Origin of the sequence: Gordonia sp. DT219 (assembly GCF_049847065.1) — a bacterium.
Lineage (GTDB): Bacteria > Actinomycetota > Actinomycetes > Mycobacteriales > Mycobacteriaceae > Gordonia.
On the sequence record NZ_JBNCNR010000007.1, the window covers coordinates 37,037 to 58,652 of the forward strand.

The following is a 21,616-nucleotide window of genomic DNA, read 5'->3' on the forward strand; positions in this document are numbered from 1 at the left end:
TTGCGATTTTGGCACATAGAGAACTGTGGGTGGCAACCCTGCCTGTTCGACGACGTCACCAACGTGTCGCAACTACTACCGTGGACTGTGTCCGTCACCACAAAGTTCCCATAGTTGAGCGGAATGGACTCAACTCTCCTCGCGTTGTAGCACTCGAACGGCCATACTTGAGCCGTACCGACTTAAGAACGTAGAGAAAGGTGCACACGAAGTGGACAGCTTCACCCCGACCACCAAGACACAGCAGGCGCTGAGCACTGCGGTGGGTGCGGCGGCCGCTGCCGGTAACCCCGACGTGCGTCCGGCCCACATCCTGGTCGCCCTGCTCGATCAGTCCGACGGCATTGCTTCGCCGCTGCTCAAGGCGGTGGGGGTCGATCCGTCGACCATTCGTACCCAGGCCCAGGCGATGGTTGATCGCGCGCCGACGGTGTCGAGCGCCAGCGCCCAACCGCAGCTCTCGCGCGAATCGATCGCCGCGATCACCGCAGCCCAGCAGCTCGCGACCGAGCTGAACGACGAGTACGTCTCCACCGAGCACCTCGTCGTCGGCCTGGCGACCGGCGATTCCGACGTCGCCAAACTGCTGCACAATGCCGGCGCCACCCCACAGGCGCTGCGCGAGGCGTTCGTCTCCGTTCGCGGCAGTGCGCGCGTCACCTCCGAGGATCCGGAGTCGACCTATCAGGCGCTGGAGAAGTACTCCACCGACCTCACCAAGGCCGCCCGTGAGGGCAAGCTCGACCCGGTGATCGGCCGTGACTCCGAGATCCGGCGCGTCGTACAGGTGCTGAGCCGCCGGACCAAGAACAACCCGGTCCTCATCGGTGAGCCCGGCGTCGGCAAGACCGCCATCGTCGAAGGGCTCGCCCAGCGCATCGTCGCCGGCGACGTCCCGGAGTCGTTGCGCAACAAGACGGTTGTCTCCCTGGACCTCGGATCGATGGTCGCCGGTGCCAAGTACCGCGGCGAGTTCGAAGAGCGGCTCAAGGCCGTGCTCGACGAGATCAAGGGATCGGCCGGGCAGGTCATCACCTTCATCGACGAGCTGCACACCATCGTCGGCGCCGGTGCGACAGGCGATTCCGCGATGGACGCCGGGAACATGATCAAGCCGATGCTGGCCCGTGGCGAGCTGCGGCTGGTCGGTGCGACGACGCTTGAGGAGTACCGCCAGTACATCGAGAAGGACGCCGCGCTCGAACGCCGCTTCCAGCAGGTCTACGTCGGCGAGCCGAGCGTCGAGGACGCCATCGGCATCCTGCGTGGCCTCAAGGACCGCTACGAGGTACACCACGGCGTGCGCATCACCGACTCCGCATTGGTCGCTGCCGCAACCCTTTCCGACCGCTACATCACCTCGCGGTTCCTGCCGGACAAGGCCATCGACCTAGTCGACGAGGCCGCGTCGCGCCTGCGGATGGAGATCGACTCGCGGCCCGTCGAGATCGACGAGGTGGAGCGGATCGTCCGCCGGCTCGAGGTCGAGGAAGTCGCGCTGGAAAAGGAGCACGACGAGGCCTCCAAGGCGCGGCTGGAGAAACTGCGTCAAGAGCTGGCCGACCACAAGGAGAAGCTGAACGAGCTCTCGGCCCGCTGGCAGGGCGAGAAGACCGCCATCGATGCCGTCCGTGACATCAAGGAGCAACTGGAAAGCCTTCGCGGAGAATCCGATCGCGCCGAGCGTGACGGAGACCTCGGACGTGCTGCCGAGCTGCGGTACGGCAAGATCCCCAGCCTGGAGAAGGAACTCGAGGCGGCGCTGGAGAAGACCGGCACCGACCCCGACGAAGACGTGATGCTGCAGGAGGAGGTCGGCCCCGACGACGTCGCACAGGTCGTGTCGGCGTGGACGGGCATCCCCGCCGGAAAGATGCTGGAGGGCGAGACCGCCAAGCTGCTGCGCATGGAAGAAGAACTCGGACAACGGGTCATCGGGCAGCGCGAGGCAGTGGTCGCGGTGTCGGATGCGGTACGTCGGGCACGCGCCGGCGTCGCCGATCCCAACCGCCCGCTGGGCTCGTTCCTGTTCCTCGGACCGACCGGTGTCGGCAAGACCGAGCTGGCCAAGGCACTCGCCGAGTTCCTGTTCGACGACGAACGCGCGATGGTGCGCATCGACATGAGTGAATACGGCGAAAAGCACGCCGTGGCACGGCTTGTCGGCGCTCCTCCGGGATACGTCGGCTACGAGCAGGGCGGACAGCTGACCGAGGCGGTGCGCCGCCGCCCGTACACGGTGGTGCTCTTCGACGAGGTCGAGAAGGCCCACCCGGACGTCTTCGACATCCTGCTGCAGGTCCTCGACGAGGGACGCCTGACCGACGGCCAGGGCCGCACCGTGGACTTCCGCAACACCATCCTCATCCTGACGTCGAACCTCGGGTCCGGCGGCGACAAGGATCAGGTGATGGCGGCGGTGCGCGCGGCCTTCAAGCCGGAGTTCATCAACCGCCTCGACGACGTGGTGATCTTCGACGCGCTGAGTCCCGAACAGCTGGTGTCCATCGTCGACATCCAGCTCGGGCAGCTGCAGAAGCGGCTGGCCCAGCGTCGCCTCGAACTGGAGGTCACGCCCAAGGCCAAGGAATGGCTGGCCGAGCGGGGCTTCGACCCGCTCTACGGTGCCCGCCCGCTGCGGCGGCTGGTGCAGCAGGCCATCGGCGACAAGCTCGCCCGGGCGCTGCTGGCCGGTGACGTCCGCGACGGCGACGTCGTCCCGGTCAACGTCGACGCCGACGGAGAGTCGTTGGTGCTCGGCTGATCTCGGCAATGACGCGCCCCCTTCCCGATGTCGGGAAGGGGGCGTTGTCGTCGCACCAGTGAATGGTGTCAGGAGTGGTCGGCCGCCGCGCGGAACAACCACGACACCACCAGCGCGCCGGGATCGATGACGCCCCGGGCATTTTCACCGACGTAGCTGGCGCGGCCCTTGGCGGCGGTGAGCTCTTCAGTGGAGCGGGCGCCGCGTTCGGCGGCCGCCGCGGCCGCGCCGGTGTCGCCGTCGGCGAGGGCGTCGACCGCGGGAGACAGGGCGTCGACCATGGTGTTGTCGCCGACCGAGGCGCCGCCGAGGTCGGTGATCTCGGCGAGTGCCGTTTGTGCTCCGGCACTCAGCGATTCGTCGAAGCCGCGGCCGTCGGCGAAGGAGGTGGCGAGTTGCCGGAACAGCACGCCGAACAGCGCGCCGGAGGTGCCCCCGGCACGTACCAGGAAAGAGGTGGCGATGGTATCGAGCACCTCGGTGTCGGAGCCGCGTAGCGGGATCGCGAAATGTCCCAGCGCCGCATCCATGTTCACGCCGAAGTCGCCGTCGCCGGCGCGTCGGTCGAGGTCGGTGAGGTCATCGATCGAGCCCTGCACGCGTTCGACAAAGGCAGAGAGCCAACCACATTCGGGTCCGTCGTCGGCCGCGTCATCGGGTTCGGCGAAGGTGACCTGCACCGGACCGCCGGCGGCGCGGGCCGGTACGTACGGCCACGCCGGAGCTGTGGTCGGCGCGTCGAATAGGGCGAGGACGTCATCGTCGGCGCGCACCAGCGTGATCGAGACGCCGTCCATGTCCAGGGCAGTGACGAAGGTGCCGACCATGGGGCGCGCGACGGTGATCCCGCGTCGGTCCAGATCCGCGACCACCTCGCCGAACACCAGGTCCAACTCGAGTTGATGCGCCGACCCGAGACCGTTCACCAGCGCGATCACCTGCTCGCCGTGAACGAGGGACAGCGCATCGACGATCGGGTCGACCATCCGGTTCACCAGCTCGCGCGCATCGACCTTGGCGGTCCGGCGCACACCCGCCTCGCCGTGGATACCGACCCCGAATTCCATCTCATCCGCGGATAATTCGAACGCGGGCGCGGACGAGCCGGGAACGGTGCAGGCCTGGTATGCGACGGCGATACTGCGGGCATTCGCCGCGACCCGACGCCCGATCTCGGCCACCTCGTCGAGCTTCCTGCCTTCGGCTGCGGCTGCGCCACAGATCTTTTCGACGATGATCGTGGCTCCGGTGCCGCGCCGTCCGGGGCCGGACTCGGATGCGGTCGCGACGTCGTCGTCGACGATGACGTGGTCGGTGGCGACCTCGTCGCGCACGAGGTGGCGGGCGATCCGGAAGTTGAGGACGTCGCCGGTGTAGTTCTTCACGATGTGCAGCACCCCGGCGCCGCGGTCGGCCCAGCGGGTCGCGCCGGCCACCTGCAGCGCGTTGGGGGAGGTGAACACCAGGCCGGGGCAGGCTGCGTCGAGCATGCCTGCGCCGATCATCCCCGAGTGCATCGGCTCGTGCCCGGAACCGCCGCCGGAGACGAGCGCGACCCGACGATCGTCGCCACGGTCGGCGCGATACAGGAAGCCGGGATCGGGTTGCCAGTCGATGTCGCGATGAGCGGCGACAAAACCGCTCAGCGCATCGTTGAGAAAGGTGGCGGGCGAGTTCAGGATGTAATCGTGGGCACTCACCGGTTCCACAGTAGTCACCCGAATGGGCCGGACCGGTCCTGTCGGTGGGCGAGAGTAGCGTGCAACCGGACGCGAGGTAGGGAGAACGGCATGTCGAACGTGATCGTCGGCGACGACGGCGTCTCGCGGTGCGCGTGGGCCGCCCGAGAACCGGAGACCACCTATCACGACACCGAATGGGGCTTCCCGCTCTCCGGTGACACCGCCCTGTTCGAGCGGGTCTGCCTCGAGGGATTCCAGTCCGGACTGAGCTGGCGCACCATCCTCACCAAACGGGATAACTTCCGGAAAGCGTTCGCCGGCTTCGACATTCCCACGGTCGCGAGATTCACCGACGCCGACGTCACCCGATTGTTGGGTGATGCGGGCATCATCCGGCACCGCGGCAAGATCGAGGCGTCGATCAACAACGCCCGCCGCGCCGAGGAACTCATCGACGCCGAGGGCTCCCTCGAACCCTACTTCTGGAGCTATGCCCCCGAACGTGAACACGTCCCGCACTCGATGACGACCTCGGCCGAGTCGCTGGCACTCTCGAAGGACCTGAAGAAGCGCGGGTGGCGCTTCGTCGGGCCGACGACGATGTTCGCACTGATGCAGGCCGCGGGCTTCGTCAACGATCACGCCCACGACTGCGCCACCCGGCCGGCGGTGGCCGCCGCGATCGCCGAGCATCGGCATTCCGCAGGGCACTGAGCAGTCTCGGCGTGGCAACCTGGTAGCCGGGCCACACGGCCCACCGTCGTCGCAGAAAGCGCGATGAACACCGAGGAGGACACATGTCGAACGCACCGTTGACCGAGGCCGCACGGGAACTGCTCGCCCAGCCGAATCCATCCGTGATGGCCACCGTCCGATCCGACGGCGCCCCGGTCACGGCCGCGACCTGGTACCTCCTCGACGGTGACGAGATCCTGCTCAACCTCGACGACACCCGCGTGCGGTTGCGTCACCTCCGCGCTGACCCGCGCGTCACGCTGACGGTGCTCGCCGGCGACGACTGGTACACCCACGTCACCGTGGTGGGGCGGGTGACGGAGTTCCGTGCCGACGAGGGGCTGACCGACATCGACCGGATCTCCCGCCACTACACCGGCGAGCAGTATGCGGTGCGCGACAACCCGCGCACCACCGCCGTCATGACGATCGAACGCTGGTACGGCTGGGGTGCCCTGAAGGGGTGACACCTGAGGGGCTGAGCTCCGTGGAGCGCACGAACTCGGCCAGGATCGCGGCGAGCTCGTCGGGCCGGGACAGCTGCGGTGCGTGGTCGGTCTCCAGGGTGACCACCCGCGCTCCGGGGCTCAGCCGTTGCATTTCGCGCTGTGCGGCAAGGGGAACCGACCTGTCGAGCGTGGCCTCCACGTACAGGCGCGGCAGTGAACCTGTACCCTCGGCGGTCCATTCCGGGGCGATGAGCCGGGTCGATTCCAGCTGCGGGACGAGCCGCCGCGCCGCGCTCACCGCGGCGTGGGCGTCGGCCTGCTGGAAGAAGACTGCCGCACCCGCCTCGGGCGGGACGACGGTGCCACGCCCGTCGGCGGTGGGTTCGGTGAACGCCGAGATGCCCACGGGCGCAGCCAGACCCGCGAGGTCGCACAGTCGGCCGAAATTCATGCCACTCGGCAGCATCATGCCGGCGACGTAGCCGAGACCCCGTATCCTCGGGTCGTGCCGACGCATCAGGTGCTCGGCGACGTCGGTCGCCACCACCCCGCCGCCACTGTGTCCGATGACGACGAGATCTCCTGGTATGTCGGCGATCTCGTCGATGACGGCACCGACGACGTCGGTGAGGGTGATGGCGTCGTCACCCCAGTGCGCGGCGCCGAGAAGATCCGGTCGGTGACAGGCGATTCCGGCGGCGGCGAGCCGCTCGACCACCAGATCCCACACCCAGGACTGCGCCCAGGCGCCGTGGAGAAGTACGACGTTCGGAAGTGGTGCGGTCACCGGGCGGCGTCCGACAGGCGCGCTGCTTCGCGCACGGCGCCCACGTTCAGCTTTCCGCCGCGCGAGCCGGCGAGCTTGGCGGCGATGTGGTCGGTGACGCGGATCGGCTCATACGCCAGGCCGTTGTCAAAACCGAGATGGCTTTCGAGCGTGGAGATCACGGCGTCGGCGTTGCCGTCGTGGAAGAGGGCCGCCGAGCGTCGGCGCTCCACGGTGCCGTCGACCACCGGCGGCTTCACCCGATGCAGCGTCGACAGCCAGCGATCGTTGGTGAGGCGCGCGGTGAGATCACCGAGGTTGACCAGCAGCGCGCCGTCGATCGGCGAGACCTCATGCCACACCCCGTCCGGCCCGAGTACCTGCAGGCCGGCGACCTGATCGGCCCACAGCACGGTGACCAGACCGAAATCGGTGTGTTCGCCCATACCGGTGAGGTCGCCGTCGAGGGCGATGTCGGTGCCGGGCGGGAGCGCGTAGTTGTTCATCCGGAGCACGTCGATGGAGTGATCGGTGAGTTTGGTGAAGAAATCCGGTCCGAGTCCGAGTGCGTCACCGAAAATGGTTGTGAGGGTGCGCGCCACGCGTCGCGCCTCGGCGAAGTACGCCTCGATGCGATCGCGGTAGCCGTCGACGCCGGGCCACAGGTTGATGCCGTAGTCGGCCTCGTCGAGGTCGACGTCGGCGATCGAGCGGGCCTCGACGCCGATGTTGTAGGCCTCGAAGAAGTCGTTCATCCGGGACGCCGATTCCACACCGGCACTCAGCCGCAGCGACTCGGTTTTCGGTGCCGTATAGCCACGATTGGCGCCGTCGACCCGGTAGGTCTTCTTGGTGTCGAGGTCGAGTCCGAAGAAGTCGTCCATCGCCGACTTCAGACCGTCGATGACGTCGTCGGCGATCCCGTGCCCGGTGACCTGGATGAAACCGACACTGGCACAAGCCGAGTCGATCTGGCGAGCCACCTCGGAGCGGGCCTGTGGTGATCCGCCGGTCACGTAGGCCGAGATGTCGACGGTCGGGACGGTGAACGTGCTCTCAGACATGGGTTTTCGCATTCGTCTCGGTGGCCGTGCTGGTGCTCGCGGTGCCGGTTTCGGTGGCGACGAGGATGTCGGTGGTTGCGGTGACCACCGGTTCGTCGTCGACGCGGCGGCGGAGCGGGGTGTGGTAGAAGACGATGTTCAGTACGAACGCCACGATCGCGGTGAGCGTGATGCCGCTGCCGAAGATGATCTGCATCGAGTCGGGCAATTTGGTGAACATGTCGGGCACGAACTCGGGCAGCAGCCCGACGCCGACGGCGGTGGCCGCGATGGTCAGGTTGACCGGTTTTGCCAGGTCGACCGTGGCCAGCGTGCGGATGCCGACCATGGCGACCGTGCCGAACAGCACCAGGCCGACCGCACCGACGACGGGGCCGGGCAGTGCGGCGATCAGCGCACCCATCTTGGGGATGAGCGCCAGCACGATGAGGATCAGGCCGCTGCCCGCAGTGACGAACCGGCTGTGGACGCGGCTCGTCTCGACGGCCCCGACGTTCTGCCCGAAGACGGTGTCGATGAAGCCGCCGAAGATTCCGGCGAGGATGCCCGACAGTCCGTCGCCGATCAGGCCGCGGGTGAGATCGCCGGTGCTCAACGGCTTTCCGGTGATCTCGGAGACAGCGAGCATGCTGGCGGTGGACTCGGCGAACACCACGGCCATGACGATGCTCATCGACACGATCGCCGCAATCGGGAACTGCGGTGCGCCGAAATGGAAGGGCGTCGGCATGCCGACCCAGCCGGCTTGTCCTACGCCACTGAGGTGGAACATCCCCATGGCAGCCGTGATCGCGGTTCCGGCGATGAGCGAGAAGAGGATTGCCAGCTGCGCCCAGATTCCGCGGCCGAGGCACAGCAGGGCGACGGCGATCACGACGACGATGGCGGCGATGAGCAGGTTGCGGGGAGCGGCGTAGTCGGGCGACGAGGAGTCCGAACCGACGATGAGTCCACCGGCGACGCCGATCAGCGACAATCCGACGACCGTCAGCACCGCGCCGGTGACCAGCGCCGGGAAGAACCGGATGATGCGGGCGAACGGGATGGCCAGGGCCAGACCGACGACACCGCCGATCAGCATCGAGCCGTAGACCGCCTGGATGCCGTATTTGTGGGCGATCAGGATCATCGGCGTGAGGCCGGTGAAGGTGGCGCCACAGATGATCGGCAGCCGAACGCCGGCGATCTTCCCGAGGCCGAAGCCCTGGATGGCGGTGATGATGCCGGCCACCAGCAGGTCGGCGCTGATCAGGAATGCGATGTCGGATTGACTCAGTTTCAGGGCGGCGCCGAAGACCAGCGGGACCGTGACGCAGCCGGTGTACATGATCAGGACGTGCTGGATCGACAGTGCGGCCAGGCGGCCCCACGGGGGCCGGACGTCGACTTGGTGCTGGGACATATGCTCTCTCCCGTACGTGAGGAAGTTCTGCGGGACCGTCGGGCGAGCTGGTGCGCGAGGCTGCCGCCACCGACACGAGATATTGAACGGGCTGAAGATTTCTTCGACCTCATCGATAAGTCACGGCCGTGTTAACACCGTCGGCGCGGGCTGCGCGGGGCTCGTAATCGTGTATTGATTGCTGTCATGACGACTTCTGCGGACGTGCCGACCGAACAGACCGAGGCGCCCGATCTGGCGACCAGCCTCGGTATCGCGATCCGGTCGGCGCGGAAGTCGGCGGCGCTGACCTTGCAGGATGTGGCCGATCGGACCGGTCTGTCGCAATCGTTCCTGTCGCAGGCCGAGAACGGTCGGACGGTGCCCAGCGTGATGAACCTGCATGCGATAGCCCGCTGCGTCGGAACGACCGCGCACGAGTTGCTGAGCCAGACCGAGAACGACGCGTCGCTGGTGCGTGCGGCGCAGTCGCCGGTTCTCGAGGTGTCACCGGGTGCGACGATGCGTCGCTGCGCATTGCGGGGCGGGTCCATGGGGCCCAACGAGATCACCGCCGGACCGCACACCTCGTCGTCGTCGGCGACGACGCATCCGGGCGAAGAGTTCATCTACGTCGTCGACGGGTCGCTGGAGGTGGAGGTCGGATCGACCACCTACACCCTCGGCGTGGGTGACGTCCTGTACTTCTCGGCCACCGTGGCGCATCGGTGGCACAACCGTTCCGACGCTGCCGTGCGGTTCCTGATCACTGCATCGCCGCCGTTCTGAGGACCGGAAGTTGTTGAACGCGGCCCGAATTGGTGAACGCCGCTGGTACACCGGCGGCGTTCACCAATTCAGACCGCGTCAGCTGTGCCGACCCGTTCATACGCATTGTCGATGATCGCGTCGAGCCGGTCGCGTGCGGCGGTGAGTTCGGTGATGCGAGTGTCGAGTCGACGACGCTCCGCGGACAGCATCTGCAGTTGTTCTTGATCGGTGGTGCCGGTGTCCAGGCAGGGGAGCATGTCGGCGATGCGCCGGCTGGACAGACCGGCGGAGTACATCAGTTGAAAGAAACGCACCCGCTCGACGGCGTCGTCGGCGTAGTCGCGATGTCCGCCGGGTGTGCGGTCGCTGGTCAGCAGACCTTGCTCCTCGTAGTAGCGCAGTGCGCGCACGCTGACCCCGGTGCGCTGGGCGAGTTCACCGATTTTCATTCTCATACCTCACGTGGACGTCAGGTGTCAGGCTACGCCCGACCTGTCGAGATGACGGAGTGGCGTGGCGGTGGTCACATAGCCTTGAACCTCACGTGGGCGTCAGCTTCTAGCGTGATGCCATGACCACACAAAAACACTCGACTCCCACATCGTCGGACTCGACTCCCACATCGTCGGTAACGGGTGCCATCGCCTTGGTGACCGGAGCCAACCGCGGTCTCGGCCGTCACATTGCGGCTCGGCTCGTCAGCCGCGGCGCGGCGAAAGTCTATGCAGCAGCGCGTAATCCAGAGTCAGTGGACCTGCCGGGAGTGGTGCCGCTGCGGCTCGACGTCACCGACGACTCGCAGATCGCCGAGGCCGCGGCCATCGCCTCCGACGTGACCTTGCTCGTGAACAACGCCGGGATCAGTCGGCCGGGCGCCCTGCTGGACACTCCGCTGGAGAACGTGCGCGCCGAACTCGACACCAACTTCTGGGGCGTGCTGGCGATGGTGCGGGCGTTCGCGCCGGTGCTCGCGGGCACTGGCGGTGGCACCATCGTCAACGTTCTGTCGGCGCAGTCGTGGTTCGCCTACCCGGGAACCAACGGCTACCACGCGAGCAAGGCCGCGGCGTGGGCCATCACCAACGGCTTCCGGCTCGAGTTGGCCGATCAGGGCACCCGCGTCGTGGCGGTGCACGCGGGAGCCTTCGACACCGACTTCACCGCCGACTACGACGGCCCGAAGGAGGACCCGGCCGACATCGCCCGCGCCACCATCGACGGCCTGGAAACGGACAGCGTCGAGATCCTCACCGACGACTGGACGCGATGGGTGAAATCGTTCCTCGGTCAGGACCCCGCCACCTTCTACGCCGAGCTCGGTGCCTCCGGGGCGTGACGGCAACGCCGGCTACTTTCGACCGCTGCCGATCTGGTGGCGAAGATCCGCTCGGAAGCCTTTGCGGTCCAGCAGCTTCGCCAGTTCGGCGCGGTAGGCGGTGGTGATCACGGTGGGGTGGGCGTAGGCCAGAAGTACTCCGTCGGCGATGTCGAGGAGGTGGATGTCGGTGATCAGGCTTGCCACCGAGCGGGGGTAGGCGAGTACCGAGATCGAATCGGGGGGTGGGGAATCCGGGTCGACGACGTCGACTCGGAGAAGCGTGGGGTGCAGTGGGTTTCGGTGTTCGCGGGCGCGGATGGCGTCGAGGAGGGTCGGGAAGGTCGCCACGTCGTAGGTGGTGTCACCGCGACTGGTGGTGGCGCGGTCGGTGAGGAGCACCGTGACGGTGGCCGGTGTGGTTGCCGGGGCTGTGGTTGGCGGGGCTGTGGTGAGGCTCATGTGGCGAGTCCGACGAAGGTGCTGCGATGCCACACCAGTGGGTCGGCGTCGAGCTTCTCGCCGAAGCCCAGTACCTGCATGACGACGAGGTCGTGGTCGCCGGCGCGATGGGCGGCGGTGACCTCGCATTCGAACCAGGCGGTGCCGTCAGGTAGGAGTACGGCGCCGGAGTCGAGGATGGAGACCGGGATGTCGGCGAGCCGTTTGGCGCGGTTCTTCGAGGACAGTTGCCGGCATCGTCCGGCCATCTCGGCTCCGAGTACCGAGACCCCGAGTCGGTGGGCGCGGGCGAGGTCGGGCCATGTCGACGAGGAGTGTTGTGCGGCGAAGACGACCAGCGGTGGGTCCTGTGACACGCCGACGGCGAAGGTGGAGGCCACCATGACGATCGGATGTCCGTCGTCGCCGACGGCGGAGAGCGCGACCACGCCGGTCGGGAAGCCGCCGAAGATGCGTCGCAGGGCGGTGGTGTCGCCGGTGTAGGGGGCGATCACCGGACGGCCTCGGTGTCGGTGACGAACAGCCCACTTGCCGTTGCGAGTTCCACGACCTCGGGTTGCTGCCCCAACGCCTTCGCCACCCGCTCACCGGCCCGCAGAGTGCGTGAACCGGGCTTCGGATTGCCGGAGACCACAACAGTTTTCATTCGCTATCACCCACTCTGTGTTCGATGAGGATCGGATCGGGGGTTCAGACCAGGACGTTGTGCGCCCGGAAAGCGGCGCCGGGATGTGTGTCGGGCAGCTGAGTGCAGCCGACACCGAAGAAGTGTTCCCGCAGCGTGTTTCCGGCCAGCTCGTCCTTGATGAGCCCGCGGCGGCGCATCTCCGGCAGCACCCGCGCAAAGAACTGGTCGTGATTTCCGTCGGGTTCGGGCTGGACGAGGAATCCGTCGGCATCGGTGGCCTCGATCATGGCCTGCGCCTGATCGACGATCTCCTCGGGAGATCCCAGGAACGGTTTGCCCATGACGCCGTTGGCCCGGAACTCCTCGAGGATCTGGCGAACCGTCGGCGCGTCGGGCCCGAGGAACCGCTCGATGTTGGTGCGCCCGTTGTCTCCCGCAGCAGCGCTTTCGGGGATCGGCCGGTCCAGATCGAGCGACATCAGGTCGATGCCGGTGTAGTAGGCGTAATGGGTTGCCGCCTGGTCGAGGGAGATGGCCTCGATCTGCGCACGATGCTGCGCCGCTGCCGCGTCGTAGCTGTCGGCGACGCGGAAGGTGCCGGCGATCAGGCATTTGACCGCGTCGCGGCCGCGCCCGTTCTCCTCCGCCAGACCCCGGATGTCGGCGATCTGCTCGGCCAGGGCCTTCGATTCGGCTGCCAGGAACACCGCTTCGGCGTACTTTGCCGCGAGCGCTCGGCCGGGAGCGGATGCGCCGGCCTGGAACAGGGTGGGTGTCACCTGCGGCCCGGGTGGTGTGGGAAGGATCCCATCGCTGGCGAAAAAGGGTCCCCGGTGGTGGATCTCGTGGACCTTGTTCGGGTCGGCCCAGGTCTGGGTGGTCGAGGACCGTTGCAGCGCATCGGGTTCCCAGCAGCCCTCCCAGAATTTCAGTGACAATTCCACGTGGTCGTCGGCCTTGCGATAGCGGTCGTCGTGCGCCATCAGCGGTTCACCGAACAGCAGGGCCGAGCCTGCCTGCGCCGAGCCGGTGACGATATTCCACCCGACCCTGCCCTTGCTGAGATGGTCGAGTGTGCGGTACTGCCGGGCAACCACGGCCGGCTGCTCCACTTGGGTCGACACCGTCGTCACCAAACCCAGCTTCTCGGTGTGTGCGGCCAACGCCGACAGGATCACCTGTGGATCGATATTGGTGAAGTTCACGTTGTGCGTGATCGCGCCAGGGATCACCGCACCGTCCATGGTCGGGTATCCGTACGAGTCGGCGAAGAACAAGAAGTCCACACCCGCGGCCTCGCATTTGCGCGCCAGGGTGATCCAGTAGTCGAGGTCGGTGAAGTTCGGCTCGGATTCTCGACCCGGGATCTTCCAGGAGCCCCGGACTCCGCCCGACTGAAACATGCCGATGGTCAACGTCTTCTGCATGGTTACGCCCTTTACCAAAGTTGTTGTCGAATACTGCCGGGGAGTTACACGAGTGCGGCTGCATGATTGCGGTACGCATATCCGGGATGGTCGGTGGGTAGATGGGGTGAGGACGATCCGGTCAGTCGTTGCCGCAGTGTTGTCGGCTCGCCCGGCGCGGCGACGAGGCCGCGGGCCCGGAACTCGGGCATCACCAGCTCGAAGAACGAGTCGAAGGTTCCGGTGTGGTCGGCCTGGACCAGGAATCCATCGGCGCCGGTGAATGCCATGACCTCTTCGCTCATATCGGCCACCTGTGCGCTGTCACCGATGAACGGTGTGCCCATCACATTGTTGCGCTGGAACTCTTCGAGGATCTGCCGCACCGTGGGCGCATCGGGACCGAGGAAGCGCTCCACATTCGTCCGGCCCGTCTGCGTCTGTGCCGCAGACGGATCCAGTGGCATGTCCGGATCCATCTGGGAGAGATCCAGACCCGTGAAAAACGAGTACGCCACTGCCGCATCGTCGAGGGTGCGGGTCGCGATCTGACGATCCCGGATGCGCTGCGCATCCGCGTGCGTCTGCCCGACCACGAAAGTTCCTGCAATCAGGCATTTGATCGAGTCGGGATCCCGGCCGTGCCCTTCTGCCCGCCGACGGATGTCCTCGATCTGGCTCTTGAGGGCGGGCGCCTCGGCGGCAAGGAAGACCGCCTCGGCATACTTGGCCGCGAGATCCCGACCGGTGGCCGACGCGCCGGCCTGGAACAAGACAGGCGCGCGCTGCGGCCCGGGCGGCATGGTGAGGATGCCCTTGGAGCTGAAATGCGGTCCGTCGTGCGATATTTCACGTACGTGATCCGGATCTGCGTAGACCCCGGTGGTCGGATCACCGATGGTGGCGCCCTCGTCCCAGCATCCCTCCCACAGTTTGAGGCAGAGGTCGACGTGATCGTCGGCGATCTCGTAGCGTCTGTCGTGCTCGGTGAGCGGCAGGCCGAACAGACGCGCCGACGCGTTCTGCCCCGCGCCGGTGACGATGTTCCAGCCGATGCGGCCGTTCGTCATGTTGTCCAGTGTGGCCATCTTGCGGGCGACCATCGGGGGCTTCTCGACCTGCGTCGACAACGTCACCACCAGGCCGAGATGGCGCGTCACCACCGCGAGTGCGGCCAGGAACATGCTCGGATCGCCCTTGGGGAATTGCACCGCGCCGCGCAAGGACGCGGGCGGAATGCCGTCCTGCAGAACGGGATAACCATAGTCGTCGGCGAAGAAGAGGAAATCGGCGCCGCCCTCTTCACATTTGCGGGCCATGGTGGTCCAGTGTTCGAGATCGGTGAAGCCGGTGGAGACGTTCTCGGGAAGTTGCCATGGCCCTATCGGGCCCACGTGCTGGAACATTCCGATCTTCCATGGTGTGGCCATTGAGGTGCTCCTATCGAGAGCGGGACCGACCGGGGAAAGCCCGAACCGATACTGTTTGAACTGAACAGTTCAAACGATAGAGTCTCAATGTTTCCCGGCAATTACGGAATCGAGAACGCTGCGGGTCTGCCGTGCCGTCCGTCCGGTAGCGCAGAATTGCCGGTGAATTGCTCAGTGACCGAGAGCATTCGACGCACCGTCGAGTGCCCGGCTCAGAAGTGCGTCAAGGGACTCGCGATATGTGACACGCAGTTGGTCGGCATCCACCCCGGACAGAACCAGCATCTGCAGTCCCCGCCAGAGGGCCACGATCCCGGTCGCGGTGATGGTGGCGTCGGCGGGTTGATAGCCCTCACGGCGCAGGACCTCGGCCAATCGGAGTAGCCACTCCTGGCCGACACGCTCGATGAAGATCTTCCACCTTCCGGGCTCCCGCATCGCGATGCCGAATCGCTGGAAGTACAGGCGGAGGAATTCGTGATTGTCGGGATGGCCGAGGTCGTCCCAGGCGTCGATCAATCGGTCCCGCAGTGGGCCGGGGCCCTCGATCCCGTCGAAGAGATTGTGGAGCCGGGGGAACCGGTCGAACGCCGCCAGGGACGCCTCGTCGAGAAGGGCCTCCCGAGAACCGAAGTAGTACAGCAACATACGGTTGTTCGACCCGATCTCGCGAGCAATCGCGCTGAGACTCAGGTCGATCAGCCCCTGATCGAGGATCAGATCGATGACCAGGTCCATCAATCGATCCCGCTCAGGCTGCTTTGTCATGGGGGTCATCCTACTGTGCATGACCCTCCGTACCGGCAACGATCGGCGATCACGTGGCAGGGCCGGAGCCGTACCTCACGACGCGAGCCATTCGTCGATCAGGCGCTTGCTCTCGGCCTTGACCTCGGTTGGTGCCAGGGTGGTGTCGATAGACGACCACGCACACGTCGCCAGTTGCTCATCGCTCAAACCGATTCGGGTACGGCAGATCTCGTACTCGTCGAGAATGTTCGGACCGAAGAGGATGGGGTCGTCGGCGTTGATCGAGCACCGAACACCCGCCTTGAGCAGTGCGGTGATCGGATGGGCGGCGATGTCGTCGACGACGTCCAACAGCACGTTCGAGGTCGGGCAGACGTCGAGGGAGACCCCGGTCCCGGCCAGACGGGCGACGAGTTCGGGATCTTCCACGCTGCGGACCCCATGGAGAACCCGGTCGGCACCGAGGACGTCGAGCGCCTCCTGAACGGACTCCGGGCCGACGAGCTCGCCGGCATGCGGAGTGACCTGCAGGCCCGCCTCCTTGGCGAGGGCGAAGCTCTCCCGATGGTCGATTCCGGGATATCCGCGCTCGTCGGCGGCCAGGCCGAGCGACACGACGCCCCGGCCGGCGAGTTGTGCGGCGGCATCGGCCACCCGCAGTCCGGCGTCCGGGCCCGCCGTGCGGTCGATGGTGGGCATCAACCCGAAGGCCACGCCATGGACACGTGAGGCCGTACGAGCCATGTCGACCAACGCGTCGAGCGCGGCGACGGTGGAGCCGTAGTCGTCGGCGTAGCGGTCGGGACTCACGCTCAGTTCCAGGTAGGCGACGCCGTCGGCTGCCTGGTCCTCGAAGATCTGATCCATGAGAATGTCCAGGTGACCCGGGTGGTGAAGGGTGGCAAGCAGGCCCTTGTACAACCCCGAGAACGCCGAGAAGCCCTGGAATCCGGATACCGTGGGCGGTTCTATGTCCAACTTCGCCGACAGCGCCTGCAACGTCTCCGGCCGCATGGCGGCCTCCATGTGCAGGTGGAGGTGGCCCTTCGGGAGATCTTTCAGGCTCCGTTCGGACGCTGCTTCTTCCGCGGGTTGCGTTGCGGCGACCTTCGGCGCGTCGTGCGAGATCGACATGTGACTGCTCACTTTCCTGCCGGCTGTTGGGCGGCCTCGAGATAACTCATGTTGACGATACTTGCGGCGGGCGGAAGGCCGGAGACGCCGGCGGCCCGCAGGCCCGGATACATCTTGTCCGCGATGATGGTCGGGTCCATCCACAGCAACGGCTTTCCGTAAGAACCCTTGGTCAATACCTGCTGATCTTGGTTCTCTTCGGTTTGTTGTGCGAGGTCGAGACCGAGGTCGGCGCCGTACTTGTCGACGGCCAACTTGGCACCGACCGACGTGTCGGCCATGTTGTCGGTGAATCCGCGCAGACTGGCGCGAAGAAAGCGGGTGAGCACGTCGGCATTGCCCTGCGCGAACTTCTTGTCGGTGAACATGATGTCGCCGTACGTCGGAAGGCCAAGATCGGAATAGCTGGTCATGACATAGTCGGACGGCTTGAAGTTGTACTTGTGCTGGAGAATGCGCGGTTGGTTTGTCGAGTATGCCGTGTATGCCACACCTTGCTTGTCCACCAGCGGCGCGACGTCGAAACCGACCGGGATGAAGGTGTAGTTCGGCTGGAGCCCGGCGATCCGGAACACGGCATCGTACTGGATCTGCGTGCCGTCCTGCCCGAGAACTTTTTGTCCGACCATGTCCTTGGCGCTATGGACCGGGTGCCCCGGCAGGGACAGCAGCACGCCGGGACTGTCTTGGAATATCGTTCCGATTCCTTCCCAATTGTCCCCGTGGGCGAACGTCGCCAACCACTGCTGCATGGACGGGACCACTCCGATCTTGGCCTCGCCCGAGGCGACGGTCTGCATGGGGGTCGGGGCGTTCGGACCACCGGCGATCCAATTGATCTTGAGCCCTTCGTCGGCGTAGTACCCCTTGTCGTCGGCGACCCAGAATCCGCCGAACTCGACGTTTTTGATCCAGCCGAGCGAAACATCCAGTGTTTGCAGCGGTTTCCCATCTGGTCCGGTGGCCTGCTCGTCGTCGGAACTCGAACAGGCCGAGACGACGAGGGTCAGTGCGGCCGCAACGATCGCCAGGGTGGCGTGCAGGCGACCGCGGCGCGAGAGTGAGAACATGTGATTCCTTCGGGTGAATACGGCTTATCGAGGCCGGTCGGTGGCACGGTGAATCCGCGCCTGTGAGGTGAGACGAGCAGGTTGTTGCCGCAGCGGGTCACTATCGGCTGCTTCGGCAGAGTTTCGTGTGACCGGGCCGATCGACGTGTGCCGATCGGCGGTGTCCGGATCAGGTGACCCGGGTGGTGACCCGACGTTCGAGGACCCGGGCCGCGATGAAAACGAGTAAGGAGACCACCGAGGCGATCAGGGCGGTTCCCCATGCGCGGTCGGCATTCTGGTAACCCTGCGACTGGCTGAACAGTGCGCCGAGTCCGTGTGAGCCCATCAGGAATTCGGCCAGCATCGCGGCGAGAATGGCCGTCGGCGCCGTGATACGCACCGACACTGCCAGATTGGGCAGGGCGTGCAGAAGCCCGACGCGGCGGAACAGTTGCCATCTGCCGCCGCCCAGCGACGCCACGAGATCGTCGTCGACCGCCGGAATCGAGTTCAATCCGGACAGGGTCAGCACGAATGCCGGAAAGAACGAGATCAAGATGGTCGACGCGAGAACGGCGGTGTCGCCATAGCCGACGACGCGGGCGATGATCGGGATCATCGCGGTCAACGGCACCGATCGCACCACCAGCGCTGCCGGCGTCACGACGCCGGAGAGCGCCGAGGACCACCAGACGAGTACCGCGCCCACAAATCCGACGACGGTGCCGCCGATCAACCCACCGATCGACATCCCCAGCGTATACAGCACCGGATCACGGTAGGCGTGGAACTGGGTGACCACATCGGCGATCACCGACCACGGGCGCGGCGCAACCGTGGAGGTGTATCCGTTACCCAGAACCCACAGATCCCAGGCGACGAGGATTGCCGGCACCGGCCAATAGTGCGCGATGCGGACCAGCGACGCCCATATCCGAGACCTCATGTGAACCTCCGCATGCCGATGCGCTGGATCTGAACGAATACGAGATACGCGACGAGGGACATGACCGTGGCGGCCAGCGCCGCCGACCACAGCAATGTCATCTGATAGTTCTGCATCGCGCTCACGATGATCAGGCCCAACCCTTTTGGTGCACCGAACCATTCGCCGATCGTCGCGCCGAGGATCGCGGCCGGTGCCGCCAAGGTCAGGCCGTCGAGGAGGGCGGGGACGGCGTGCGGGTACTCCAACCGGCGTAACCGTTGCCATCTGCTCGAACCCATCACCGAGAACAGATCCTGATGGCGCCCGTCGGCGTCGGCCAGGCCGGCCGTCGTCGCGACAAAGGTGACGAAGCCGACGCTCAGCGCAGCAATGACCACCGGGGTGTTGGTGCGGCCGACCGTCGTGATGAGCAGGGGTGCCAGCGCGATCGTGGGGATGGCGTTGAGAAGTGCTGCCAGACGGTCGAATCCGGGACGCAGGACCGGAATGATGAGGCCCAGTGCGGCTCCGATGACCGCGACGACCGCGCCCAGGACGAAGCCCTTGGCAGCGGAGGTCAGCGTGTCGATGGCGTTGCTGCGGATCAGTTTCCATCCCGGTTTCGAGAAGGCGTAGTCGACGATCTCCGACAGCGGCGGCCACGCCTTTCCTGCGACCTGTGTCTTCCCGACGATCTCGACCGCCGCCAGCAACAGCACACAGCCGGCGATGGAGTAGAGCAGCCGAATGGCAGATCTGCTCGCGATCACGCCGTGGTCGCCTTCACTTTTCCATGTGCTGGATCGACCGGGTCGCCGTCGAGCATCGTCGTCAATTCGTCGACGAGCTCATGGAATTCGGCGCTGCGGGTGATGGACTTGTCGCGCGGACGATCGAAGTCGATCTGTTGGATCGCCCGGATCGAGCCCGGCCGTTTGCTCATGACCACGATGCGGTCGGCGAGCAACAGGGCTTCGTCGACGTCGTGCGTGATGAGGACGGTGGTGATGCGTTCTTCGGCCCAGATCCGGGCCAGCTCGGCGTTCATGCGTCGGCGCGTGACCGCGTCGAGCGCGCCGAAGGGCTCGTCGAGGAGGAGCAGATCGGGGCTCAGGGCGAGTGCCCGGGCAATCGAGACCCGTTGGCGCATACCGCCGGAAAGCTGTTTGGGACGGGCCTTCTCGAAGCCTTCCAGGCCGACGAGTTCGATCAGCGAGTCGACGCGGGCGTCGTCGACCTTGCGGCCGGCGACCTTGTACGGCAGCGCGATGTTGCTGCGGACCGAAGCCCATGGCAGCAACGCATGCTCCTGGAAGGCGACTCCCAACCGATGTTGCGCCGCGAGTTTGCGTGGTTGTGCCCCGAAGATCTCGATTGTGCCGGCGGTGGGGGAATCCAGACCGGCCAACAGGCGCAGCAGGGTCGATTTGCCGCAGCCCGACGGGCCGATCACCGCGATGAATTCGCCCTTGGCAACACTGAGGTCGATGGGGGAGAGGGCCGACAGGGTTTTACCGCGACCCATCGAGAACGATTTCTCGACGCCGGTGATGGTGACCGCGCTGTCGCCGCCAGAGGCGGGAGGTACACAGTCGATCTCCGCCGACCGTGAAAAGTCAAGCGTAGTAGACATTGCCAACTCCATTTCGAGGGATGGTGGCCATTCGTCAACTGTCCACAGGGGCCGCGCTGCCACCCGAGTTGAACTAACCAGTTCAAAAGGTAGGGCCGTTGTGTTTCCAGCGCGTGACGCCATGGTGCAATGGCGTTACGTTCCATCCGCGGGAGGAGATCACCTATGTCGAACGCCGCCCGAATTGGCGAACGCCGCTGGTACACCAGCGGCGTTCACCAATTCAGGCAGCGTTTACCGGGTCGGCTGCCGACGCACGGGTCGGCGGAGTAGCTCGGCCATCTCGGCGTGACAGCCGGCCCAGATCACCTCGTAGCGCACCTCGTCGATGCGGCCGTCGTGCAGGTCGGCGTCGGCCTGGCGTAGCCGGCCGGAGATGCGTCGGATCATCGCGATGTTCGCCAGCGAGGCGGGGTCGGCGTCGGGGCCGGTCCAGCCCTCGGTCATGACCGACGCGTGCCGCACCCGGCGGGTGCGCTCGGCGACGACGACCGCCAGCGCCACCGAGAGGGCGATCGCCACCGCGAATGCGACGACGAGGGCCGAACCCAGGTAGCCGCCGACGAAGGCGGTGATCAAGAAGATCGCCGCCACCACCGCGGGCAGCCACCGCCACATGCGCATCCACCGGCGCTGCTCGAGCGAGGTGCCGGGTGGGTAGAGCACCATCCGGTCGCGCACCCACTGGCGTGCGTAGCCGACCTGTACATAGCCCCATCGATGCTCGCCCGCGACGATCCGCCGGGCCGGTGTGTTGATCATGACCTCGGTGTAGCCCCGGCGAGGCACCCGGCGTAAGGGGTTCTCACGCGATCTCGACGCCGCGACCGGCGATTTTGACGGGGCCTTGACGCGCCCATGACATGGACTTCTGCCTGGCCGCCGGAAGCTCACCGGCAAGCGGCGAGAAAGTCTCGTCAACATCGGCGCCTGCGGCGTATGGAACGCGTTAAGGAGCTTCGCAGGGGGCCCACATCGAGCGCAGAGTGGTTCTGCGCACCGGCTGCCGGCCGGTGTATGCCGGGGCGCCAACCGTATTGGCCGCCTTGGCCGAGGTTCTCGATGAGGAGTGAAGAGTGGCTGATTTCCTGTACGTCCTCGCGGTGCTCGTGGGGTTCGCCCTCTGCGTGCTCGCGGTGCGCGCGGTCGACGTGCGGACGCGGCGATGACCGCCGACGGGACGATCAACATCGTCCTGCTGGCGCTGGCGGTACTGACCGTCGGATATCTGATGTACGCGCTGATCTTCCCGGAAAGGTTCTGACT

At 66.1% G+C, this 21,616-nt stretch carries 23 protein-coding genes; 6 read left to right on the plus strand and 17 right to left on the minus strand.

From position 1 onward, the window contains the following. The first annotated feature begins 211 nt into the window (after window positions 1-211). Complete coding sequence (gene clpB / locus ACPXB3_RS10945; RefSeq protein ID WP_425727601.1) at window positions 212-2,764, plus strand: ATP-dependent chaperone ClpB; 2,553 nt, start codon at window positions 212-214, stop codon at window positions 2,762-2,764. A 68-nt stretch (window positions 2,765-2,832) separates the two neighbouring features. On the opposite strand, the gene ACPXB3_RS10950 is transcribed toward clpB, so the two are convergent. Next, window positions 2,833-4,464, minus strand: coding sequence for a dihydroxyacetone kinase family protein (locus tag ACPXB3_RS10950; protein ID WP_425727602.1), 1,632 nt, complete (start codon window positions 4,462-4,464; stop codon window positions 2,833-2,835). 90 nt (window positions 4,465-4,554) lie between these two features. Here ACPXB3_RS10950 and ACPXB3_RS10955 point away from each other — a divergent pair, with 90 nt between their 5' ends. Both ACPXB3_RS10955 and ACPXB3_RS10960 read left to right on the plus strand, forming a co-directional pair. Next, window positions 4,555-5,160, plus strand: coding sequence for a DNA-3-methyladenine glycosylase I (locus ACPXB3_RS10955; protein ID WP_425727603.1), 606 nt, complete (start codon window positions 4,555-4,557; stop codon window positions 5,158-5,160). Window positions 5,161-5,243: 83 nt separating this feature from the next. Further along, complete coding sequence (locus ACPXB3_RS10960) at window positions 5,244-5,648, plus strand: PPOX class F420-dependent oxidoreductase (RefSeq protein WP_425727604.1); 405 nt, start codon at window positions 5,244-5,246, stop codon at window positions 5,646-5,648. Here the strand turns inward: ACPXB3_RS10960 and ACPXB3_RS10965 are convergent. From ACPXB3_RS10965 to ACPXB3_RS10975, 3 genes are read right to left on the minus strand one after another with little or no spacing between them, the layout of a single operon-like run. Then, complete coding sequence (locus ACPXB3_RS10965) at window positions 5,602-6,417, minus strand: alpha/beta fold hydrolase (protein ID WP_425727605.1); 816 nt, start codon at window positions 6,415-6,417, stop codon at window positions 5,602-5,604. The genes ACPXB3_RS10960 and ACPXB3_RS10965 overlap by 47 nt on opposite strands. Beyond that, window positions 6,414-7,472 carry an isopenicillin N synthase family dioxygenase gene (locus ACPXB3_RS10970; protein WP_425727606.1) on the minus strand — a complete coding sequence of 353 codons (1,059 nt, stop codon included), beginning with the start codon at window positions 7,470-7,472 and terminating at the stop codon, window positions 6,414-6,416. Before ACPXB3_RS10970 ends, ACPXB3_RS10965 begins: the two co-directional genes overlap by 4 nt. Next, entirely contained in the window at window positions 7,453-8,862 is a 1,410-nt protein-coding gene (locus ACPXB3_RS10975) for a uracil-xanthine permease family protein (protein ID WP_425727607.1), read from the minus strand. Before ACPXB3_RS10975 ends, ACPXB3_RS10970 begins: the two co-directional genes overlap by 20 nt. 186 nt (window positions 8,863-9,048) lie before the next feature. On the opposite strand from ACPXB3_RS10975, the gene ACPXB3_RS10980 reads away from it, so the two are divergent. Beyond that, the gene (locus ACPXB3_RS10980; RefSeq protein WP_425705637.1) at window positions 9,049-9,630 is read left to right on the plus strand and encodes a helix-turn-helix domain-containing protein; all 582 of its coding nucleotides are present in this window, start codon (window positions 9,049-9,051) and stop codon (window positions 9,628-9,630) included. A 68-nt stretch (window positions 9,631-9,698) separates the two neighbouring features. Here ACPXB3_RS10980 and ACPXB3_RS10985 read toward each other — a convergent pair whose 3' ends face one another. After that, window positions 9,699-10,061, minus strand: coding sequence for a MerR family transcriptional regulator (locus tag ACPXB3_RS10985; protein WP_425705636.1), 363 nt, complete (start codon window positions 10,059-10,061; stop codon window positions 9,699-9,701). A gap of 122 nt (window positions 10,062-10,183) precedes the next feature. Here ACPXB3_RS10985 and ACPXB3_RS10990 point away from each other — a divergent pair, with 122 nt between their 5' ends. Continuing rightward, the gene (locus ACPXB3_RS10990; RefSeq protein WP_425727608.1) at window positions 10,184-10,948 is read left to right on the plus strand and encodes an SDR family oxidoreductase; all 765 of its coding nucleotides are present in this window, start codon (window positions 10,184-10,186) and stop codon (window positions 10,946-10,948) included. A gap of 12 nt (window positions 10,949-10,960) precedes the next feature. Here ACPXB3_RS10990 and ACPXB3_RS10995 read toward each other — a convergent pair whose 3' ends face one another. The 12 genes from ACPXB3_RS10995 to ACPXB3_RS11050 all read right to left on the minus strand — a co-directional run bounded on the left by ACPXB3_RS10995 (window position 10,961) and on the right by ACPXB3_RS11050 (window position 21,112). Beyond that, window positions 10,961-11,389 carry a hypothetical protein gene (locus ACPXB3_RS10995; protein WP_425727609.1) on the minus strand — a complete coding sequence of 143 codons (429 nt, stop codon included), beginning with the start codon at window positions 11,387-11,389 and terminating at the stop codon, window positions 10,961-10,963. Next, window positions 11,386-11,883 (minus strand): flavin reductase family protein, encoded by a 498-nt coding sequence (locus tag ACPXB3_RS11000; protein WP_425727610.1) that lies wholly within the window; start codon window positions 11,881-11,883, stop codon window positions 11,386-11,388. The genes ACPXB3_RS10995 and ACPXB3_RS11000 overlap by 4 nt, the downstream gene beginning before the upstream one ends. Then, the gene (locus ACPXB3_RS11005; protein WP_425705632.1) at window positions 11,880-12,035 is read right to left on the minus strand and encodes a hypothetical protein; all 156 of its coding nucleotides are present in this window, start codon (window positions 12,033-12,035) and stop codon (window positions 11,880-11,882) included. The genes ACPXB3_RS11000 and ACPXB3_RS11005 overlap by 4 nt, the downstream gene beginning before the upstream one ends. 44 nt (window positions 12,036-12,079) lie before the next feature. Beyond that, window positions 12,080-13,444: an NtaA/DmoA family FMN-dependent monooxygenase gene (locus ACPXB3_RS11010; RefSeq protein ID WP_425727611.1), complete on the minus strand. Its 1,365-nt coding sequence runs from the start codon at window positions 13,442-13,444 to the stop codon at window positions 12,080-12,082. Window positions 13,445-13,488: 44 nt separating this feature from the next. After that, the gene (locus ACPXB3_RS11015; protein ID WP_425727612.1) at window positions 13,489-14,853 is read right to left on the minus strand and encodes an NtaA/DmoA family FMN-dependent monooxygenase; all 1,365 of its coding nucleotides are present in this window, start codon (window positions 14,851-14,853) and stop codon (window positions 13,489-13,491) included. A gap of 171 nt (window positions 14,854-15,024) precedes the next feature. Next, window positions 15,025-15,621, minus strand: a complete 597-nt coding sequence (locus ACPXB3_RS11020) for a TetR/AcrR family transcriptional regulator (RefSeq protein WP_425727613.1) — start codon at window positions 15,619-15,621, stop codon at window positions 15,025-15,027. 75 nt (window positions 15,622-15,696) lie between these two features. Further along, on the minus strand, window positions 15,697-16,737 hold the full coding sequence (add, locus tag ACPXB3_RS11025; protein WP_425727614.1) for an adenosine deaminase: 1,041 nt from the start codon (window positions 16,735-16,737) through the stop codon (window positions 15,697-15,699). An 8-nt stretch (window positions 16,738-16,745) separates the two neighbouring features. Then, window positions 16,746-17,807: an ABC transporter substrate-binding protein gene (locus tag ACPXB3_RS11030; RefSeq protein ID WP_425705627.1), complete on the minus strand. Its 1,062-nt coding sequence runs from the start codon at window positions 17,805-17,807 to the stop codon at window positions 16,746-16,748. Between the two features lie 169 nt (window positions 17,808-17,976). Continuing rightward, entirely contained in the window at window positions 17,977-18,735 is a 759-nt protein-coding gene (locus tag ACPXB3_RS11035) for an ABC transporter permease (RefSeq protein ID WP_425727615.1), read from the minus strand. Beyond that, window positions 18,732-19,487 carry an ABC transporter permease gene (locus tag ACPXB3_RS11040; protein ID WP_425705625.1) on the minus strand — a complete coding sequence of 252 codons (756 nt, stop codon included), beginning with the start codon at window positions 19,485-19,487 and terminating at the stop codon, window positions 18,732-18,734. Before ACPXB3_RS11040 ends, ACPXB3_RS11035 begins: the two co-directional genes overlap by 4 nt. Next, a complete protein-coding gene (locus ACPXB3_RS11045; protein WP_425705624.1) occupies window positions 19,484-20,350 on the minus strand; it encodes an ABC transporter ATP-binding protein in 867 nt (288 codons plus the stop codon). Before ACPXB3_RS11045 ends, ACPXB3_RS11040 begins: the two co-directional genes overlap by 4 nt. Before the next feature lie 234 nt (window positions 20,351-20,584). Beyond that, window positions 20,585-21,112, minus strand: a complete 528-nt coding sequence (locus tag ACPXB3_RS11050; protein ID WP_425705623.1) for a DUF6611 family protein — start codon at window positions 21,110-21,112, stop codon at window positions 20,585-20,587. Window positions 21,113-21,515: 403 nt separating this feature from the next. Between ACPXB3_RS11050 and kdpF the strand changes: the two genes are divergently transcribed. Then, complete coding sequence (gene kdpF, locus ACPXB3_RS11055; RefSeq protein ID WP_425705622.1) at window positions 21,516-21,614, plus strand: K(+)-transporting ATPase subunit F; 99 nt, start codon at window positions 21,516-21,518, stop codon at window positions 21,612-21,614. The last annotated feature ends 2 nt before the right edge of the window (window positions 21,615-21,616 follow it).

Excerpts from the sequence above, each read along its gene's own strand:
- ACPXB3_RS11020 (WP_425727613.1), bottom strand. The coding sequence starts at position 15,621 with ATGACAAAGCAGCCTGAGCGGGATCGATTGATGGACCTGGTCATCGAT.
- ACPXB3_RS11035 (WP_425727615.1), bottom strand. The coding sequence starts at position 18,735 with ATGAGGTCTCGGATATGGGCGTCGCTGGTCCGCATCGCGCACTATTGG.
- ACPXB3_RS10985 (WP_425705636.1), bottom strand. The coding sequence starts at position 10,061 with ATGAAAATCGGTGAACTCGCCCAGCGCACCGGGGTCAGCGTGCGCGCA.
- ACPXB3_RS10980 (WP_425705637.1), top strand. The coding sequence starts at position 9,049 with ATGACGACTTCTGCGGACGTGCCGACCGAACAGACCGAGGCGCCCGAT.
- ACPXB3_RS11015 (WP_425727612.1), bottom strand. The coding sequence starts at position 14,853 with ATGGCCACACCATGGAAGATCGGAATGTTCCAGCACGTGGGCCCGATA.
- ACPXB3_RS10970 (WP_425727606.1), bottom strand. The coding sequence starts at position 7,472 with ATGCGAAAACCCATGTCTGAGAGCACGTTCACCGTCCCGACCGTCGAC.
- ACPXB3_RS11050 (WP_425705623.1), bottom strand. The coding sequence starts at position 21,112 with ATGATCAACACACCGGCCCGGCGGATCGTCGCGGGCGAGCATCGATGG.
- ACPXB3_RS10995 (WP_425727609.1), bottom strand. The coding sequence starts at position 11,389 with ATGAGCCTCACCACAGCCCCGCCAACCACAGCCCCGGCAACCACACCG.
- ACPXB3_RS10960 (WP_425727604.1), top strand. The coding sequence starts at position 5,244 with ATGTCGAACGCACCGTTGACCGAGGCCGCACGGGAACTGCTCGCCCAG.
- ACPXB3_RS11030 (WP_425705627.1), bottom strand. The coding sequence starts at position 17,807 with ATGTTCTCACTCTCGCGCCGCGGTCGCCTGCACGCCACCCTGGCGATC.
- kdpF (WP_425705622.1), top strand. The coding sequence starts at position 21,516 with ATGACCGCCGACGGGACGATCAACATCGTCCTGCTGGCGCTGGCGGTA.
- ACPXB3_RS11010 (WP_425727611.1), bottom strand. The coding sequence starts at position 13,444 with ATGCAGAAGACGTTGACCATCGGCATGTTTCAGTCGGGCGGAGTCCGG.
- ACPXB3_RS10975 (WP_425727607.1), bottom strand. The coding sequence starts at position 8,862 with ATGTCCCAGCACCAAGTCGACGTCCGGCCCCCGTGGGGCCGCCTGGCC.
- add (WP_425727614.1), bottom strand. The coding sequence starts at position 16,737 with ATGTCGATCTCGCACGACGCGCCGAAGGTCGCCGCAACGCAACCCGCG.
- ACPXB3_RS10990 (WP_425727608.1), top strand. The coding sequence starts at position 10,184 with ATGACCACACAAAAACACTCGACTCCCACATCGTCGGACTCGACTCCC.
- ACPXB3_RS11045 (WP_425705624.1), bottom strand. The coding sequence starts at position 20,350 with ATGTCTACTACGCTTGACTTTTCACGGTCGGCGGAGATCGACTGTGTA.
- ACPXB3_RS10955 (WP_425727603.1), top strand. The coding sequence starts at position 4,555 with ATGTCGAACGTGATCGTCGGCGACGACGGCGTCTCGCGGTGCGCGTGG.
- ACPXB3_RS11005 (WP_425705632.1), bottom strand. The coding sequence starts at position 12,035 with ATGAAAACTGTTGTGGTCTCCGGCAATCCGAAGCCCGGTTCACGCACT.